This is a genomic window from Moorena sp. SIO3E8, from assembly GCF_010692445.1.
Classification (GTDB): domain Bacteria; phylum Cyanobacteriota; class Cyanobacteriia; order Cyanobacteriales; family Coleofasciculaceae; genus Moorena; species Moorena bouillonii.
The window spans coordinates 1-18,082 of sequence record NZ_JAAHHM010000126.1; the positions used below are offsets into that span (position 1 = coordinate 1).

The 18,082-nt window shown below is 42.9% G+C and carries 16 protein-coding genes; 2 read left to right on the forward strand and 14 right to left on the reverse strand.

Annotation, left to right across the window (positions count from 1 at the left end; translation table 11 throughout):
* Nucleotides 1-53: 53 nt before the first annotated feature.
* The 8 genes from F6K46_RS31375 to F6K46_RS31410 all read right to left on the reverse strand — a co-directional run bounded on the left by F6K46_RS31375 (nucleotide 54) and on the right by F6K46_RS31410 (nucleotide 8,697).
* A complete protein-coding gene (locus F6K46_RS31375; protein ID WP_293068573.1) occupies nucleotides 54-245 on the reverse strand; it encodes a hypothetical protein in 192 nt (63 codons plus the stop codon).
* Nucleotides 246-317: 72 nt separating this feature from the next.
* Nucleotides 318-3,134: a HEAT repeat domain-containing protein gene (locus F6K46_RS31380; protein WP_293068567.1), complete on the reverse strand. Its 2,817-nt coding sequence runs from the start codon at nucleotides 3,132-3,134 to the stop codon at nucleotides 318-320.
* A 1-nt stretch (nucleotide 3,135) separates the two neighbouring features.
* On the reverse strand, nucleotides 3,136-3,285 hold the full coding sequence (locus F6K46_RS31385) for a hypothetical protein (RefSeq protein WP_293068570.1): 150 nt from the start codon (nucleotides 3,283-3,285) through the stop codon (nucleotides 3,136-3,138).
* A 327-nt stretch (nucleotides 3,286-3,612) separates the two neighbouring features.
* Entirely contained in the window at nucleotides 3,613-4,719 is a 1,107-nt protein-coding gene (locus F6K46_RS31390) for an alkene reductase (RefSeq protein WP_293065846.1), read from the reverse strand.
* 41 nt (nucleotides 4,720-4,760) lie between these two features.
* Nucleotides 4,761-5,813 (reverse strand): LLM class flavin-dependent oxidoreductase, encoded by a 1,053-nt coding sequence (locus F6K46_RS31395; RefSeq protein ID WP_293065843.1) that lies wholly within the window; start codon nucleotides 5,811-5,813, stop codon nucleotides 4,761-4,763.
* 38 nt (nucleotides 5,814-5,851) lie between these two features.
* Nucleotides 5,852-6,763: a hypothetical protein gene (locus F6K46_RS31400; RefSeq protein WP_293065840.1), complete on the reverse strand. Its 912-nt coding sequence runs from the start codon at nucleotides 6,761-6,763 to the stop codon at nucleotides 5,852-5,854.
* Between the two features lie 519 nt (nucleotides 6,764-7,282).
* On the reverse strand, nucleotides 7,283-7,843 hold the full coding sequence (locus F6K46_RS31405; RefSeq protein ID WP_293065837.1) for a Uma2 family endonuclease: 561 nt from the start codon (nucleotides 7,841-7,843) through the stop codon (nucleotides 7,283-7,285).
* Nucleotides 7,844-8,220: 377 nt separating this feature from the next.
* On the reverse strand, nucleotides 8,221-8,697 hold the full coding sequence (locus F6K46_RS31410; protein ID WP_293065833.1) for a hypothetical protein: 477 nt from the start codon (nucleotides 8,695-8,697) through the stop codon (nucleotides 8,221-8,223).
* Between the two features lie 202 nt (nucleotides 8,698-8,899).
* On the opposite strand from F6K46_RS31410, the gene F6K46_RS31415 reads away from it, so the two are divergent.
* Nucleotides 8,900-9,208: a hypothetical protein gene (locus F6K46_RS31415; RefSeq protein ID WP_293065831.1), complete on the forward strand. Its 309-nt coding sequence runs from the start codon at nucleotides 8,900-8,902 to the stop codon at nucleotides 9,206-9,208.
* Here F6K46_RS31415 and F6K46_RS31420 read toward each other — a convergent pair.
* The 4 genes from F6K46_RS31420 to F6K46_RS31435 all read right to left on the reverse strand — a co-directional run bounded on the left by F6K46_RS31420 (nucleotide 9,140) and on the right by F6K46_RS31435 (nucleotide 13,471).
* Complete coding sequence (locus F6K46_RS31420) at nucleotides 9,140-9,667, reverse strand: hypothetical protein (RefSeq protein ID WP_293065828.1); 528 nt, start codon at nucleotides 9,665-9,667, stop codon at nucleotides 9,140-9,142. The genes F6K46_RS31415 and F6K46_RS31420 overlap by 69 nt on opposite strands.
* Nucleotides 9,668-9,909: 242 nt before the next feature.
* Nucleotides 9,910-11,490: a cytochrome P450 gene (locus F6K46_RS31425; protein ID WP_293065825.1), complete on the reverse strand. Its 1,581-nt coding sequence runs from the start codon at nucleotides 11,488-11,490 to the stop codon at nucleotides 9,910-9,912.
* Between the two features lie 374 nt (nucleotides 11,491-11,864).
* Nucleotides 11,865-12,347 carry a cytochrome P450 gene (locus F6K46_RS31430; RefSeq protein WP_293065848.1) on the reverse strand — a complete coding sequence of 161 codons (483 nt, stop codon included), beginning with the start codon at nucleotides 12,345-12,347 and terminating at the stop codon, nucleotides 11,865-11,867.
* Nucleotides 12,348-12,415: 68 nt separating this feature from the next.
* Nucleotides 12,416-13,471, reverse strand: a complete 1,056-nt coding sequence (locus tag F6K46_RS31435) for an aminotransferase class I/II-fold pyridoxal phosphate-dependent enzyme (RefSeq protein ID WP_293065823.1) — start codon at nucleotides 13,469-13,471, stop codon at nucleotides 12,416-12,418.
* 65 nt (nucleotides 13,472-13,536) lie between these two features.
* On the opposite strand from F6K46_RS31435, the gene F6K46_RS31440 reads away from it, so the two are divergent.
* Nucleotides 13,537-13,728, forward strand: a complete 192-nt coding sequence (locus F6K46_RS31440) for a hypothetical protein (protein ID WP_293065821.1) — start codon at nucleotides 13,537-13,539, stop codon at nucleotides 13,726-13,728.
* Between the two features lie 98 nt (nucleotides 13,729-13,826).
* Here F6K46_RS31440 and F6K46_RS31445 read toward each other — a convergent pair whose 3' ends face one another.
* Together F6K46_RS31445 and F6K46_RS31450 are read right to left on the reverse strand one after the other, a co-directional pair.
* Entirely contained in the window at nucleotides 13,827-15,386 is a 1,560-nt protein-coding gene (locus F6K46_RS31445) for a cytochrome P450 (protein WP_293065818.1), read from the reverse strand.
* Between the two features lie 121 nt (nucleotides 15,387-15,507).
* On the reverse strand, nucleotides 15,508-17,718 hold the full coding sequence (locus F6K46_RS31450; protein WP_293065815.1) for a phosphoketolase: 2,211 nt from the start codon (nucleotides 17,716-17,718) through the stop codon (nucleotides 15,508-15,510).
* Nucleotides 17,719-18,082: the final 364 nt, after the last annotated feature.

The following is an 18,082-nucleotide window of genomic DNA, read 5'->3' on the forward strand; positions in this document are numbered from 1 at the left end:
AATAGGAATGCGAGTTAAAATATCAGGCTCACAATGGAATATTGAAAATGTTCCTAAAATTCTTTCTTTACGCTGTGCTTACCTAAATGGGATGCTTTATTAATGATGTTTTTACAAAAATGAGATGCACCCGATGCGCTATGAATTTTTACTAATACTTCATCCTCCTTAGGGATGGGTTTTTCTATTTCTTTGAGCTGAAGAACATCGGGTGATCCGTATTTTGTGTAGAGAATCGCTTTCATAGGTATTTTGGTTAATTGTTTTATTATGTATAGCAATTTTTATAGCTATGATAATTGCTATATACTTGATTACTATGAAAAGCTCGATAATTTGACTAATTCCTTCTGAGCAAACTTCCGCAGTTTAGGATCGGAGTCATGGTCTGCTCTATCCTGCAATAAGGATCGGGTTTGGGAATGGTTAGGATAATATTCGAGGATGGCCTTAAGGGCTGCTTGTCGAGGATTGTCATCCCAGCGTTCCTTACGCTCAAAGGGGTCATGGAGAATGCGATCGCATAAAAATTCAAATAACCAAGGCTGATTGGCCGTAGGCCACGCTACGCGATCGTGCCAACCTTGAGCTAACTGTTCAATTGCTGTAACTCGCACATCCGAATCAGTATCAAAGCGAGCCGATTGTTGAAGTAGGGCGAAGGTATCTCGGTGGTCTTGGTAACCTTGAGCTAACTGTTCAATTGCTGTAATTCGTACCCACGAATCAGTATCAGAGCGAACCGATGCTTGAAGTAGAGGTAAAGTATCTCGGTGGTCTTGGTAACCTTGAGCTAACTGTTCAATTGCTGTAATTCGCAACTCCCAATTAGTATCAGAGCGAGCCGATTGTTGAAGTAGAGGTAAAGTATCTCGGTGGTCTTGGTAACATTGAGCTAACTGTTCAATTGCTGTACGTCGCACCCGCGAATCAGGATCAGAGCGAGCCGATTGTTGAAGTAGGGCTAAGGTATCTGGGTGGTCTTGGTAACCTTGAGCTAACTGTTCAATTGCTGTAGCTCGCACCCGCGAATCAGTATTAGAGCGAGCCGATTGTTGAAGTAGGGCTAAGGTATCTGGGTGGTCTTGGTAACCTTGAGCTAACTGTTCAATTGCTGTACGTCGCACTAACACATAAATATCCGAGCAAGCCAATTGTTGAAGTGTGGCGAAGGCATCTGGGTGGTCTTTGTAACCTTGAGCTAATTGTTTAATTGCTGTAACTCGCAAATCTAGATCAGTATCAGAGCGAGCCGATTGTTGAAGTGTGGCGAAGGCATCTGGGTGGTCTTTGTAACATTGAGCTAACTGTTCAATTGCTGTACGCCGCACCCACGAATCAGTATCAGAGCGAGCCAATTCTTGAAGTGTGGCGAAGGCATCTGGGTGGTCTTTGTAACCTTGAGCTAACTGTTTAATTGCTGTAACTCGCAGATCTAGATCAGTATCAGAGCCAGCCAATTCTTGAAGTAGGGGCAAGGTATCTGGGTGGTCTTGCCAATGGGTGGCTACTGCTACTACAGCTTTAATGCGAATATCACGGACTAACTTTGCCTCATTTCCATAAGGGTCATAATCATAATCCCATTGATGGAGCAGTAATCGAGAGGATTGGTTATAGAGTTCAGAACGGTCACGAGGCAATTCTTGATTGCGATTCAGGATTGCCATCATCGTTAGTAATAGGGGATTTTGCGCCAGTTGTCGAATGGGGGAGGATGTGTCTATTGCTTTTTGTAAGCGCTCCCGTTTCCTAACTTTATCGGCTTGATCCGTAAAGGTTAATTCATGCCAGTGCTCGATAAAGGTTTGAATTTGTTCCGACTCCAAGTCTTGGAGCATAACATGACGAAATTCAGCATCCCGTAGCCGTTGGGGTTTATAACCAATTACCCGAGATGTTACAATTACTCTTACCTTGGGATACTTATTCGTAAAGCGATGAATATCCGTAATCACATCTTCTCGTTTCCCTAAATCAAACACTTCATCCAAGCCATCAAACATCACTAAGGCATTACCAGCTTTTAACTGGTCATGAATTTGATGTTGATTGAGATGACATATTGCTCCACTGCTTTGATGACAGAATTCCAAAAAGTTATTACACTGTCCACTATCGCGATTCCGGATATAGGTGCGTAATTCAATCAGTAAGGGAATTGGTAGAGAAAAGGCAGTAGTTATATCTGTTCTTGCCCACTCCAATGCTAAATATTGCAGCAAGGTAGATTTACCAGAGCCTGGGTCTCCTAAAACCACCAAATACCGATAGCTTTGAGAGTCCTTGATCACATCCAATACCGATTTAATTGGCTGTTGATAATAAAGCTTTTTAGCTTTTTCCAGCTCCTTTTGGTCAATTTCCTGTTCTAGTTGACCACTCTCTCGCAGTTTTTGATCATAATCCTTAGGAAGTTCATGAATCGCCTCTGGCATCAAGTCATGAACCTCTCGCACATTTTGGGGGATAAATATATTCCATAGTTTTAGTTGATTATAGGCAGAGCCGTCGGTATCTAAACTATCTAATTTGACATTACCATAGCGTTCTAGGATTGCTTCTTGATATTCCCTTAAGTCAAAGTCTGGGATAATGCCTGCTGTAGCTTCAGTGTTTTTGGCGATCGCTTCAATATTTTCGAAATTGCGGATAGGCCGTAACTTATCCGATTGCTTAATGATAGTTTGTACTTGCTTGAGATATTGTCTACCAATATACTTCCAACGAAATTCTTCCGGTAATGGTAATAACTTCAGCTCAACCCAAGTCTTGGCTAATGTTTCGGTATCTATTTCTTGACAGCCATAGTTAAAGGCACTTCCCAGGATAGCTTTAATGGATTGGTTATTAATATACTGCTTGAGGGGTTTAGTATATTGTTTTACCTCTTGCTTAGATAGGTCAGCAATTTTTAATTCCTTTTCCACTAAAGCTACAAAGGCTTTTAAAGCTTTAACCAAGAGTTTTTTCTGGGTATCTTGATCCGATAGTCCGGTATACTCTTTGATAGACTCTTTGAAAAAATCTTTAGTGTAGTCTTCTAGAGCGTCTTTGGCCAACGGACCAATTACTTCCTTGGCGAGATAGCCACCGGCATTAAAAATTCCCCAAACTGCTAACCCTTCCAGCATGTTATTGGTAGTTGTTTTTTGGTTTATCTATTATTATAGAGCAAGTCTCATAGCTAGGAGGTACACAATTTCTGTTAGGGATCAGGGAACAGGGAACAGGGAACAGGGAACAGGCAACAGCCTGCCCCGTAATGAACCACTGTTCGGTCAAAAACTTGTAAACCCTAAAGGCATTTAGGGTTTACATTTCAGGCTAGATCGCACGTAAGCATTCAGCCGTCAGCCGTGAGCTTTTAGCTCACGCTACGCGAACAGCCGTCAGCTAAAAGCTCAAGCTACTTGAGGTGATTAAAATAAACCTAGAACGAGAAAATTAATAGTTCCAGATTAATGAGAATTGAAAGTCTGGGGAAAAGTCCATAACTCGTGGTACAGGCTTCGAGCCTGGGATGCATTAGCTGATAGCTGTTCGCGTAGCGTGCGCGTAGCGCTTAAGCTGATAGCTGAATGCTTACGATCGCACTTAGTAACAGCATCGCTAGTTTTCCGTCTTATAAGTAGGAAAGTCAGTATAACCTTCTTTACCTGGAGAATACCAAAGTTTCACATCTGGAATAGGATTGAGAGGCCAATTATTAGCGAAGCGATCAACCAAATCTGGATTACTCAGAATCGGTCTTCCGAAAGCAATTAAATCCGCCACACCTTCTTGAATTGCAGCTTCTGCTGTTTCTTTAGTATAGCCGCAATTACCAATAATTGGACCATCAAAAACGTTTTTAAACTCAGCCAAAGTCATGGGTTCTCCTAATTCATGAAATCCAAAAGCCAATCCATCTAATAGATGGATATAAGCTAACCCATAACTGTTTAACTCTTTAGCGACATAAAGAAAGGTTTCACGATAATCCACAGACCCCATATCATTAAATACACCATTAGGAGACAAACGAACCCCCACTCTATTGACTGGAAAAACAGTTATTACAGCTTCGATTACTTCTTTTAGTAAACGATATCTATTTTCAATACTACCACCATAGTTATCTGTTCTTTGGTTGGTTTTAGATTGCAGGAAAGAGTCCAGTAAATAACCATTAGCTGAATGAATTTCTACCCCATCAAAACCTGCCTCTTTGGCATTTTCAGCGGCTTTTTTATAGTCTTCTACTATTTGGGGTATTTCTTCAGTTTCCAGGGCTCGTGGGGTTTCGTGAGGCTGTTTTCCTTTAGGGGTATGAACATATTCTTCGTTAATTTTAATGGCTGAAGGAGCAACAGCTAGCTTACCATCATGGAAACTACTATGAGAAGCCCGACCACAGTGCCAAAGCTGCAAAAATAATGGCGTATTTTTAGAGTGTACACCACTAACAACTTTTTTCCACCCTTCAGTTTGTTCGAGAGTATAAATACCAGGAGCATTTACCCAACCGTTAGCTTGAGGGGAAATAAAAGTCCCTTCAGTGATAATTAGACCTACTCCAGTTCTTTGAGTATAATATTCCACCATTAAATCATTGGGAATACCCAGATTAACTGCTCTACCTCTAGTTAAAGGAGGCATTACTACTCGGTTTTTTAAAGATAAATCACCTAATTCAAAAGGGCTTAGTAGTTTGGACAAAGAGAGTGGAGTCGTCATTATTTATTGTACCCCTGAACTGAAATTGAATCAAATCTATTTTAACAAAAACAAGGCATCACTTCCTTAGCAAAAAGCCTCATCGAAGCGGCAGCATTTTCTACGGAAATGGTGTTAAAGTTAACCTGCATAGAAGCCAAGTCAAAGCCCCCAACTTGTTCATAGTAGCTACGGATAGTATATTGCAATTGTTCAGGTGTACCAATCCAAGCAGCTCCCTTCTCTACCTGAGATTCAAAGGTTTCCTGCTTTAGTCCAGCAATGATTTTGTCGTAGCTATGATAGTCCGCCGAATGGGTATCCATTAACCAATCAGAAGCCGCTTCTACCAAAGATTTCAAATAGTCGTTCAAGGGTTGACGAGCAATTGCGATCGCTTTCTCAGCCGTTGGGGCACAGAACATGTGAAAAGCCAACATTACCCGACCCTGGCCTGGATGACCAGCGGACTTCCAGGCATCTCGATATAGCTTAATTAACTCAGCCATTTTCCCACCTGCCAAAGGAATTGCCATGATTCCATAACCCTTGTTACCAGCAGCCACAAAGGATGCGGGGGTAGCCAGAGCAGCTACCCAGAAAGGAGGACGGGGAGTTTGAGTAGGACGGGGCAAAGACGTAACGCTCTCAAAGCGATGAAACTGACCCTCCATGGTCACATTTTCTTGTTCGAGCAGGCAACGTACCTGTTCCATCCCTTCTTCAAAGCGGCTGCGGCTCTCGTTCAAATCAATCCCAAATCGGGCAAATTCATGGGGAAGAAATCCACGAGCAAAGCCAACTTCCAGACGTCCGTTGGAAATGGCATCGAGCATACCAATTTCGCCAGCTAATTTGAGTGGATTGTTGAAGACAGGCAAAACAGCTCCAGTGATCAGGCGAGCGTTTTGAGTTCGTTGGGATGCAGCAGTCAGAAAAACGATGGGATTAGGGCTGTATCCGCCATATCTATGGAAGTAGTGTTCTACAATCCTAATACTAGTATAACCGAGTTGATCACACAGACTGACCAGATCAAGAGCTTCGTTAAAATACTGGGCTCCTGACTTCTGTTGAGGGCTAACATCGGGAAAAAACTGTACACCAAATTCCATTAGTTTTAGGGTAGGGTTAAAAACTAAAAATGCGATCGCTACTTTTCAGTGATGGTGGCTTCAATTTCAATGTCCAGATCTGCCCGACAAATATTTGAATGCAAATAGATCAGCCGATCAGAAACCGCGAAATTGTTCTTAACCATCTGTTGAACCACTGGCAAATCAGAAGGATCGCGGAGGTAAATGATGAAGGCGCGATCAAAAACCATTGGGTCTGGGAGTCCACGGTTAAAGCCCATACCTTCAAACACCAGCCCCATGTTATCAAGGGTGATATCAAACTGTTTGCCAATATCCCCTTTGCCCACAGACTGATGGCCTTTGATGCTAGCTGTTCCTGACAGGTAGCCAATCCGCTTACCATTGGGTGTAATCACAGTTCCTCTAGCAAAGCTAGGTGAACGTGGCCCATATTGAGACGGGTAGTAGTAGGCTGAAACTTGTTCGGAATTTTCCACATTCCTGATGTTTTCCTTCACCGCAATGAAATAGATTCCATAGGTGTCATCAGCAATTCCCACGCCAGTTCCTGCTGGTAATTTTACCCGAAAGTCTGCCCCATAAAAATTTTCAAACGCTAGGGATCTACCCTGACAAAACGATTTATAGTTCTCCAGACCTCCCGTCTTATCGTTAATGTAGGGAACATAGTTCCAAATTCTACATAAATTCCAGCCTTGGGTCACTTCCAGCAAACTCAGGTAGACCTTATATATATCCTCGGCTAGGGGATAGGTTATTGGTTGTGCCAAAGCACCTATCAACTGTGAGTCGGTTTCCAGCAAATGAAACCCTTGCTGGCTGTCAACTTTTCCGAATTGGCTAGGATAATGAATTGTTGATTGTCCTCCAAGGATAGGAATCTTGAGGTACAAATCAATTTTATCTCTGCTTAAACTACAGAATGTTTTCTCTTGTCCAAACCAAATATTAAATGTATTTTCCATAGATCATGTCTGGCACAGGATTGGGAAACATAATTAGGACTACCCAGCCAACCGATTTATTAACCTTATTAACCGTAATTACACTGATGTCAGCGTTTGATTGATCAGGATAAACGGCTTTGAAGAGTCTGGCTGTGTAGCTCCTGATTATGGCTTCAGGGCATATAGCAATTTTACATCATTTGTCAAATAATCAAAATATGTAATCGTTGCCCAGCAAGGATTACAGCGATCGCTTTAGCCAATATATTTCACCAATTATTTAGTATTGCTATATATAGCAAGGGAAGTATAGTTTAAGACATAGTCTTTTAGTTGAAAGGGAGCAGGGAGCTTCGGAGCAGGAAGCAGAAGATGTCTTAAGCTTTTCTTCCACTGCTATACTATCAAACCCAGTTAGTATAGACAGTAAAAAATAGTTGTCTTACTCTGACTATAATACGGTGGTTTGAGCCTAATCCTAATCCGGTTTTTGCTTTCTGGATTTGGTATAACTGATCACGCTAACCAAATTAAGTTTTATAATTCCAAGCTAAACCCCGGTAACACCTCATTTCCTGTTAACACTACAGGCATTGCTACTACTTCTACAGGTTGATTTTGCAGATAAATTTCTACCAGTTTATCCTGGGGATTAATCAACCAACCCAAACGCAAGCCACTGGCTAGATACTCTTGCATTTTTTCCTGTAGGGGCTTTAATCGATCTGTCCGTGAGCGCAACTCAATCACAAAATCGGGGCAAATCGGTGGAAAACCTTCTCTTTCTGTTTGACTCAATGCTTTCCATCGTTCCAGGGCTACCCAAGCTACATCGGGAGAGCGATCGCCACCACCTGGTAAACTAAACACAGTCTGAGAACTGAAGACAACCCCCAACCGAGTCTGACGATTCCAAATAATTAAATCACCAATCAGATTCGCCTCAATACTTCCACTTTCTCCGCCTAAAGGAGTCATAATAATTAAATTACCTTGGGGTGAACGTTCAAGCTGTAAATCAGGATTAGCCTTACATAAGCGATAAAACTGCTCTCTGGTCAGAGTGGTAATGGGCTCTAGATTTAATACTGTGGTCATCCTAATTATCCTCAATATTCAAAAAACCAGGGATGGGATGGTCTTTCGACCCTCAGAGGGTCGTGAACGAGGCCCAGAGGATCCCCTAGGGAAGTTCATAGGCTCGTGAACGAGTTTCAGAGACTCGTTCACGACACTCAAATACTCGTTCACGACATTCAGAGACTCGTTCACGAGATTCAAATACTCGTTTACGAGATTCAAATACTCGTTTACGAGATTCAAATACTCGTTTACGACACTCAACTACTCGTTTACGAGATTCAAATACTCGTTCACGACACTCAACTACTCGTTCACGAGGTTCAGAGACTCGTTCACGAGATTCAAATACTCGTTCACGAGGTTCAGAGCTTCGACCGAAGCCTTGTTGGCACCTAAGCCTGAGAATTGGCTTTAGCAGACTTATTACGAGTAACTTTAAAGCGTTGCCCTAAACTCTCAGCAATGGTTTTTAGACCGGGAGTCCTTTTGGCAGCCGTCTTGATGTAATCATAGACTTGTAGACCGCTGTTCATAGCCTCAGAGCTGACTGCCATTAAGGTATCATCCACCTTTTCCGTTAATTGTCGGAGTTGGAATAAGACATCGGTCAGACTCACGGCTAGCTGATAGTCCCGTGCAAACTCTTCTAGGTCAAAGCTAGCAGGTAGAATCTTGGGGTTAGATTGGGCAGCAGTGAGGTTATTGTTAACAAAGGATAGACTTTTTGAACCCATTTTAAACAGCCTACGTCGTTCCTCAATCGTTAAATTAATTAAGAAAGGCAGCTTTTGTTCAATCGTTTGTAGGGCGGTTTGGATTTCTTGGATATCTCTTTCGGAGAGAGTACCGGTAATATTTTGATAAGGCATTGTACAATTCCTGTAATTCTCTGAATGAATAATGACAATCAAGCGTCATGCCAGACCTATGCTTTTGCCATCTATTCTTAGAATTCCCAGTAAATTATGGAATCGATATACTACTATGAAAAATTAAAAATTAACCTATTTTTTGACTGTAACTTAAATAATTAAATATTATCCCTTGGATAATATAGCGTTTCTTATAGCTATGAGGTACAAAGGATTTTTCACCTCTTGCCTCTTGCCTCTTGCCTCTTGCCTCTTGCCTCTTGCCTCTTGCCTGCTCCCTACTCCCTACTCCCTGCTCCCTAAAACCTTAGGTGCCCTTGACCCATTAAGAATTAAATTCCCCACGGGTCGCACCTCAGGTACACAGGATTTTTCCCTGTTCCCTATTCCCTATTCCCTATTCCCTATTCCCGACTCCCGACTCCCTAAAATAGAGCCTCTAACGCTGATTCTGCAATTTTCTCATTTCCTCTTGCACTCCTACTGCTACCTGCAAGGCTTGGTCTAGCACTCGTCCATACTCACTGGCCTGATCACTCAAGTGCAGGGCGGTCAAGGTGGTTAAATTAGTAGTAAATAGCTGAGGATTCTTAGTAATAAACTGCTTATTCTCCCTGAGAATTCGTTCTGTCTTCAAAGCACGCACTAAATCCGTTTTCATCACCCCAAGGGCTTCGAGCACTCGCTCCCGATTACTGAGACCAACACCTGGATTACCAGCTTCTTCCAATTGATCATTAATGTGTACAGCTCTAATCACAGTATTGTATCGATCCACTTCTTTCACTAGCCGTCTAACTGCCTTATATTTCAGCCATAGAAAGGACCCTCTACCCAATTTGATCAGGAAATCTCCTGGTTCTTTTGGTTTCTCTAGGAAAAAACCTCTGACTCGCTCTGGCTTCTCCCCAATCAAATTGCTGAGATAGTCCTGTGAAATCACCAAGTCCTGCAAATCAGGTCGCATAGTTGTCTGTGCCTATGATTAGATAGTGGTCGGGAGCCTTTTAATCTATAAGCTTAACATGCTCTTCATACCTTACCGTTAAGCTGAGGAGACCTGTGAGGGGTCAGGGGCATGACTGGGTATATCATGAAGGTCTCTTATTAATAGATAGGTTACCCATAAAACCATTGTCAGCCCCGTGGAAACCCCCATGACTGCCCTTAATCCCTACTCCCTACTCCCTACTCCCTACTCCCTAAAACCTAGTAAGTTTCTTCAATACACTGCAAGTCTCTAGCTTTAAAACGCACTGGCATGCCATCAGACGGATAAATAAAAAGGTTCTGTTGTAACTGTTCAACAGATGAACGACCATTTACCAACTCCCAGTCAAAATAACGGAGTAGCATTGCTAGCATTACCGTTGCTTCCAGCATTGCCAGATGCTCTCCCAAACAACGATGAAAACCTGAACCAAAATTTATCATGGGAAGTGGGCTGCTGCCCTTGCCCTGGTCTAACCAACGCTCTGGCAAAAATTCTTCGGGGTTGGCATAGACCTCTGGGTCTCGCCCAGCAGCAAGCATTGACAACCGGATTGTGGTGCCACGAGGAATAAGATTGCCCTCAATCACAGTGTCACGTTGAGCCTGCAAGGAAGCGGAACCTGACGTGACTGAATAAAGGCGCAAAGTCTCTTTAATAATCCCACCGATGTAAGTCAATTTCTTCAGACTTTCTGTATTAATACCACCATTACTTTGCCAACTTTGGTCAACCACAGCCTGTGCTTTCTGAAAAACCTTTGGATTTAAGGTTAACGCTCCTACTGCAAAGGATAAAGTATGAGCTGTGGTATCAGTACCAGCCATTAAGAGTTGAATTGCTTCTGCGATCAGTGTTTTCCGAGTGTATTTTCCTTCGCGAGCCGCTATTTTCACCAACATCGATTCCTGGAACATTGGACTTACCTGGTTCCAATTAGTCAGGTTTTGTGCTCTCATCTTCAAGGCCTTGTCCACTCGCGGACCAATCACACCCTCTAAATATCGCCTTGCTCTCCAGTAATCTCGTGAAGCCTTAGTGGGCAAATATTTCATCCATCTCTTCTCGCCAGTAATTAACCGTAGGGCCCGATAGCCAAAAATAGACATCGCCTCGTGGGCTTTGAGAATATCGAGGGGTGGACCTTCAGAACTAGAGGATTTCCCATCCACAGGAATTCCGATCACTAAACAGAAAATCACCTTCATGGTTAGTTCCACAAACAGGAAATCGACCTTTACCTCTGTTTGCGCTCTATCTTGCTGAAGTCTGGCAATTACTTGTTCGCAGGCAAGGTTAATAATGTCAAAGTATTTCGACAGACTACTAGAGTTGAATTCGGGATTCCAAGCCTTCCGTCGCCACTGCCACTCAGTCCCGTTTTGGCCGATAAGAATTGGACCACCACCAAAGTCGTTCCAAACTTTGCAGATTCGCTCAGACCTAACTAAGCTGCCATCTTTGATGCCATTCACAATGGTGTTTTCGATCACCTTTGGTTGACTCAAAACCAGAACTGGAGAGTTAAGCCACAAAACATAAATCGGGCCTAGCTGCTTGCTCCAATCAAACCATAATTGGAAGAATTTCTTCTGTTTGACTGCTGCTAATACTTGAGGAAGATTTCCCAATAGCCAGTGTTTGGGAGGACAGGGGAGTGACTCTAGGGATTTGTAAGTATTTTTTCGTTGCCACCAGCGCCAGCCCAGTAGTCCCCCGATGCTAGTCACCCCTAGGACTGTGGCTACATAGGGCAAGGAAGGGGAAAAAGCAATCTGAGCCGCAATCTCTTGGAACATGAATCCGCCTTAGTTCAACAACTATTAACTTTTACTCAGGACTTACGCACAGAATCCATGGGTAGGGTGGGCAAGGTTTTGCCCACCCTACAGGTAGCGTTAAATTGAGGGATTTGCGTAATTCCTATTACTACGAAACATAATCGGTTCGAGAATCGCACTGATACCACCAGTAACACCAATCAAGCCATCTCCAGCAAACAGCTTTTCAAAACAACATTAAGTGGCTCTCCTAGACTGATTATAGTAAATGAGTCTAGGAGAGCCATACATTTTTATTTAAATTAAATTTTTAAATTACTCAAAGCCTTATTCAGTAAAGGCTATAGCTATTATTTTGTACTAATTTATCATAGCCATCCTAGGAGAGCCCATTAAGTTTCTTCAATACACTGCAAGTCTCTAGCCTTAAAACGCACTGGCATCCCATCAGACGGATAAATCAAAAGGTTCTGTTGTAACTCTTCAACAGATGAACGACCATTTACCAACTCCCAGTCAAAATAACGGAGCAGCATTCCTAGCATTACCGTTGCTTCCACCATGGCCAGATGCTCTCCCAAGCAACGATGAGAACCTGAGCCAAAGGTTATCATGGGAAGTGAGTTACTGCCCTTGCCCTGGTCTAACCAACGCTCTGGCAAAAATTCCTTGGGATTGGCATAGACCTCTGGGTCTCGCCCAGCAGCAAGCATTGACCAGGAGATAATCGTGCCACGAGGAATCAGGTTGCCCTCAATCAGGGTATCACGTTCAGCCTCCAAGGCAGTGGAACCTGAGGCGACAGAATAAAGGCGAAAAGTTTCTTTGAAAATCGCACCTATGTAACTCAATTTCTTCAGACTTTCTGTATTAATACCACCTGAACGTTGTCAACATTGGTCAACCACAGCCTGTGCTTTCTGAAAAACCTTTGGATTTAAGGCTAACTCTCCTTTAGATGCGTTTGTCCTGCTTCCCAAGGACGATAACCTTGTCTCAAAATCTCATATTCTTGATTTATTTCTGTCTCTAAAGAAAGATAAGAAACTCCTTTGTTAATCTTTTCAATGGTAGCCTGCATACAGGCTAATCCTGCTTTATACTCCGAACTATTTGTCACGTTTACCCGAAAGCCAATTTTTTTGGTAAACATTGAGCTTAAAGGTAAAAGTGTAACCTTTCCAATTTGAGAAAAATATTCACCCAAATTATAACTATCCGCTATCCCTAAAATCTTCATCCTAGATTCTAGTTCTGAGTTAAACCCAATATTGACAAAAGGCCCTGCACAGCTGCTCTTTATAATCTTCATTCCCATAGCAAATAAATCAGAATTCATCAGCAAAGCTTCAGCATTAGCCCTCAATATCTCTAACTCTTTTCTCAATTCTTCACGATCAGTCAAGTCTCTTTTGTTTAGAGCCCAAGAAGCTGTAAGTACCTCGGCATTGGTGTAACGAATATGTGCTGCAACAACAAAGCGCTTAATTTCCTTCACAAGCGCCTCATTCTGACTCGTCAAAAAACCTACTTTGCCAATACCGTCAATTCCAAATTGTCTTCGCATTCCACAGGTTGTGATAACTAAATCTGAGCTACTACTCACACTAGCCACTGAAACTTGGTCATTTTCTATTGCTTCAGTTCCTGAAAAATACATATCATTAATGATTAGAATATTATGTTGATGGGCGACCTCTGCTAATTCTTTTAACTCATCTCGACTATAAATTTGGCACCAGGGATTATTAGGGGTTTCCAGTATCAAAGCAGCAATTAGATATCCATTATTTTTTGCAGTACAAATGACTTCTTCCAATTTGTCTGGCTTAATCTTAAAACTCGAAGGACAAACTTCTACTAAATGCCGAGTAGTGCCACAAAATATATCTATATTATGGTTGTAGCGAAAGTTACCTTCTGGATAAATGACTGTAATAGGTTTAACATTTCCTCCCATTTGTTGTAATAATTTATATTTGGATGCTAAAATCGACATTTTAACAAGAATTGTTGAAGTCTTAGGGAAAATAACTACTGACTTCGGATCAACTTTAGGAAAAGATGGAATTAGTCCAAAAATCTTTTCTGCACCTAGATGAGCAAGACTTTATGGCACAGTTACCTTATGAGAATCGACTAAATACTGGGCAGGGTAAGATGCATATAAATTCTCCATTTCTACCATTAGATCTTTCTTCTTATATTCAGGGGCATCTGAATGACCCAGATCAAGCTGACCTTGATAGCGTTTAAGTTTTCTAAATAATTCATACTCTTCTGTTGAACGTGATTTCATAAACCAGGAAATTCCTTAATAGTAAAGTTGATTAGTGTAGTGGGATTATAAACATTCAGCAGGTTGGTCTAGCCTGAAAACGCACTGGCATCCCATCGGACGGGTAAATCAAAAGGTTCTGTTGTAACTGTTCAACAGATGAACGACCATTGACCAACTCCCAGTCGAAATAACGGAGCAGCATTCCTAGCATTACCGTTGCTTCTACCATGGCCAGATGCTCTCCCAAGCAACGATGAGAACCTGAGCCAAAGGTTATCATGGGAAGTGAGTTACTGCCTTTGCCCTGGTCTAACCAACGCTCTGGCAAAAATTCCTTCGGGTTGCCATAGACCTCTGGGTCTCGCCCAGCAGCCAGCATTGACCAGGAGATAATCGTGCCACGAGGAATCAAGTTGCCCTCAATTACGGTGTCACGTTCAGCCTCCAAGGAAGTGGAACCTGAGGCGACGGAATAAAGGCGCAAAGTTTCTTTGATAATGGCACTGATGTAAGTCAATTTTTTCAGACTTTCTGTATTAATACCACCATTACTTTGCCAACTCTGGTCAACCAGAGCCTGTGCTTTCTGAAAAACCCTGGGATTTAATGCTAACTCTGCTACGGCCAAAGATAAAGTATGAGCTGTGGTATCAGTACCAGCAATCAACATTCCAATCCCTTCTGCTATCAGTCTTTTCCGAGTATATTTTGGTTCCTTAGCCGCTATTTTCACTAACATCGATTCCTGGAACATTGGACTTACCTGCGTCCAATTAGTCGGGTTTTTTTCTCTCATCTTCAAGGCTAAGTCCACTCTCGGACCAATCAAACCCTCTAAATATGCCATTGCTCTCCAGTAATCTCGTGAAGCCTTAGTGGGCAAATATTTCATCCATATCTTTTCGCCACTGAATAACCGTAGAACCCGATATCCCCAAATAGACATCGCCTCGTGAGCCTTTAGAATATCGAGGGGTGGTCCTTCAGAACTAGAGGATTTCCCATCCACAGGAATTCCGATCACTAAATAGAAAATCACCCTCATGGTTAGTTCCACAAATACGGAATCTACCATTACCTCTGTTTGCGGTGCATCTTGCTGAAGTCTGGCAATTACTTGTTCGCAGGCAAGGTTAATAATCTCAAAGTATTTCGACAGACCACTAGAATTGAATTCAGGATTCCAAGCCTTCCGTCGCCACTGCCACTCAGTCCCGTTTTCTCCGATCATAATGGGAACACCAATGTCGTTCCAAATTTGGCGCATTCGCTCAGACCTAACCAAGCTGCCATCTTTGATGCCATTGACAATGGTGTTTTCGATCACCTTTGGTTGACTCAAAATCAAACGTGGACGGTCAAGCCACAAAACATAAATCGGGCCTAGCTGCTTGCTCCAATCAAACAATAATTGGAAGTATTTCTTCTGTTTAACTGCTGCTAATACTTGAGGAAAATTTCCCAATAGCCAGTGTTTGGGAGGACAGGGAAGTGACTCTAGGGATTTGTAAGTATTTTTGCGTTGCCACCAGCCCCAGCCCAGTAGTCCCGCTATGCTAGTCACCCCTAGGGCTGTGGCTACATAGGGCAAGGAGGGGGAAAAAGCAATCTGAGCAGCAATCTCTTGGAACATGAATCTGCCTTAATTTAAAAACGATTAACTTTTAGTCTTGGGTCCGGGCAGCGAGGCTTGATTAGTGCAGCCCTATCCTTAAGAGTTTGGGCTACACCAAAAAATTCTAGCCAACTAAATGTTAACTAACCAACTCAGTAGCTCGTTTAGCCAAAGCTTCAGCAGTCAAACCATTAAACGCCATAATTTGACCAGCACTACTAGCAGTTTCACCACGCTTCCAAGCCACAACATCCCGTTTGCAAGTACTACGTAACATAATCGGTTCGAGCATGGCACTGGTACCACCAGTAACACCAATCAATCCATCCCCACCAAACAGCTGTTCAAAGCCCTGGTCATCTAAGAAACCGCCATCAGCGTCAGTACAGGTTTTCCAAGCCGTATCATCAGGACGGTACAAGCGGCGGGGACTGATTACCGAAACAATCCGCACCCCAATCCCTTGGTTTTCCAAATCCGAAGCAGCATCAAACACTGGGATCAGGCTCATATCCCCAATCACGGCAAACACAACGGTTTTACTGCCTTTAGTTTCATGCAACACCACTGCACCATCTTGCAAGCCTTGACGGGTTTGCTCAAAGGTCGTGCGTACCGGTAAGGGTGACTTACTAGCAGTAATGGTAATTCCTTTATTCTTAGTACTCAGCGCCCACTCATAACACACTTGGATACTATTAGCATCACAGGGAAACAACGGGAAAATATTGCCATTGCGCATCATAGCAGCAAAGTAATTTTCAATTTCAGGACGCTGGTGAGTCCAACCATTGCGTCCTTGCTCCAATGCCCCAGCCGTAAATAATGTAATAGTAGACGGAGTAGGACGGCGCAATTCTGCCATGGCTTGGGTAACGGTTTGCCAAATGGGTAACCCATTGATAGCAAAAGATTCATAAGAACACCACAGAGTACGAGCCCCAAACAAAGCTAACCCTACCGCTAATCCAGCACAAGCATCTTCACTCAAGGGTTCGTACACCTGACCTTTTGGTCCTTGGAAGTAGGTTTCATCCGGGGTCGGGTGGATAATTTTTAGAGCTTGGTTAATATTATTAATTCCAGAAGCAGCATTCCCATCAGCATTCGAGATAATAAAATTAGGGTCTTTTTGCCCCACATGAGCAACTATCGTTCCCATAGCTGTAGTCGCTACTTTCTTCTCTCCGTCAATCACAAATTCTTCTAAAGGTAATTCACCTAAATCTGGCAAAGGAAATTCCTTTTCTGTGACTACAGTATGAGCCGCTGACCCTCCTCCAGAACGCTCAAAATTTATCCTGACTAATTCCCAGGCTTGAGAGGGTAACGCCCGAGCTTTAAGGGCACTAACAATATAATCTTTTTCCAGGGTATCTCCTGGGTAGAGATTGTGAGCTTTCGCTCCCCGTTTGTGGACTCCCGCTCCTTTGAGTTGTTTAACAATCAGCACCGTTAACTTACCACTCAACGCTGATTTAGCCGCTTTATCCGTAGCTTCCAAAACCCCTTGGGTAAATGCCAATCGCTTCTGCAAAGAAAACTCTGTGCTATCGATATACTCACCGGGTTGGTCAGCATCATCGTAATCCTTAGCATTGATTAAGATAACCTCTTGGAAACCATTCCCCTGCCAGTATGCAATCATCTCTTGATTGGACTTTGTGGAAACCATACTATGGTGTTCCTGGCTGTAACCATTCCACACTAAGATCGGCAGAAAATTAGTCACCTGGGGATAGGCCGTAGAGAAGTGACCAAAACTGCTCATGATATAAGGTTCACCCAAGCCCCCATCCCCAATGGTAACTGGGAATAGTACCCCTGGATGAAGCAAAGCCCCGGCCATGGCAAAGTGTTGCCCTTGTCCCAGGGGGCCAGCCGGATTGAGGAGTCCGGGAATTTGACCAGAAAGGTGTCCGAGCAGTCCATGCATTTCTCGGAAGCGTTCCCCCATCTGTTCTACAGTCTTAATGCCCATCTCCTCTAGGGAGCCATCCAGAAACATGTTACTGTAGAAGCCTGGGGCATGGTGTCCCACTTCAGTAATAATGTTTTTGTAACCCAGCATCACCAAAGCTGCAATGCCGTCCGCAATGCTGGCAAATCCCCCTGGATGACCAGAAGATTTACTAGCAGTGATGTGCAGGGTTAGGTAGCGTAGGGCATCAGCAGCCAGTAAGGTCTGGAAGACAGCTGCTGGATCATTAGGAGATGGGATTGCTTTTTGCCCCAACGCGATCGCTAGTTGTTGCCCGTATTGGTCAAAAGCCGCATCAAAACCCGGTATGGTGTTACCAAAATACTGAATTCCTTGACAGAATGTCGGAACCCTGCTACCAACTGTCATAGTCTCAGAAACCTTTTCTAATTATTACGAGTATTAAACAAATATTACAATCAGCTGGCTTGGTGCGGAATTAGTATAAAGGGTAAATTTGGGGTTTTAACCAGTGAAATGTCTTATGGATGAGATTGATTGAGACTACTATTGAGACGACTTGAGAATCTGCAACTCTAGATCCATTGTCATACCTGCCTTGTCGAGATTGTGATCAAATCTTGCTTTATTTGAATTCCCAGAGACTATACTACTCCTAAATGATAATAGAGAAAGCCTCATAAGTGCCTAAATTAGGCATAGTAAATAATCGATATTCAATAAATAATTCAAATAATTTCTTAGTGAGCTTGAAAGATTGACATCGTTGATG

Bases quoted from the DNA above. Each gene is read 5' to 3' on its own strand.
- F6K46_RS31445 (WP_293065818.1), bottom strand. From the start codon at position 15,386: ATGTTCCAAGAGATTGCTGCTCAGATTGCTTTTTCCCCCTCCTTGCCC.
- F6K46_RS31415 (WP_293065831.1), top strand. From the start codon at position 8,900: ATGAGGTACAAAGGATTTTTCACCTCTTGCCTCTTGCCTCTTGCCTCT.
- F6K46_RS31420 (WP_293065828.1), bottom strand. From the start codon at position 9,667: ATGCGACCTGATTTGCAGGACTTGGTGATTTCACAGGACTATCTCAGC.
- F6K46_RS31435 (WP_293065823.1), bottom strand. From the start codon at position 13,471: ATGTCGATTTTAGCATCCAAATATAAATTATTACAACAAATGGGAGGA.
- F6K46_RS31390 (WP_293065846.1), bottom strand. From the start codon at position 4,719: ATGACGACTCCACTCTCTTTGTCCAAACTACTAAGCCCTTTTGAATTA.
- F6K46_RS31400 (WP_293065840.1), bottom strand. From the start codon at position 6,763: ATGGAAAATACATTTAATATTTGGTTTGGACAAGAGAAAACATTCTGT.
- F6K46_RS31405 (WP_293065837.1), bottom strand. From the start codon at position 7,843: ATGACCACAGTATTAAATCTAGAGCCCATTACCACTCTGACCAGAGAG.
- F6K46_RS31375 (WP_293068573.1), bottom strand. From the start codon at position 245: ATGAAAGCGATTCTCTACACAAAATACGGATCACCCGATGTTCTTCAG.
- F6K46_RS31410 (WP_293065833.1), bottom strand. From the start codon at position 8,697: ATGCCTTATCAAAATATTACCGGTACTCTCTCCGAAAGAGATATCCAA.
- F6K46_RS31450 (WP_293065815.1), bottom strand. From the start codon at position 17,718: ATGACAGTTGGTAGCAGGGTTCCGACATTCTGTCAAGGAATTCAGTAT.
- F6K46_RS31380 (WP_293068567.1), bottom strand. From the start codon at position 3,134: ATGCTGGAAGGGTTAGCAGTTTGGGGAATTTTTAATGCCGGTGGCTAT.
- F6K46_RS31440 (WP_293065821.1), top strand. From the start codon at position 13,537: ATGGAATTAGTCCAAAAATCTTTTCTGCACCTAGATGAGCAAGACTTT.
- F6K46_RS31425 (WP_293065825.1), bottom strand. From the start codon at position 11,490: ATGTTCCAAGAGATTGCGGCTCAGATTGCTTTTTCCCCTTCCTTGCCC.
- F6K46_RS31395 (WP_293065843.1), bottom strand. From the start codon at position 5,813: ATGGAATTTGGTGTACAGTTTTTTCCCGATGTTAGCCCTCAACAGAAG.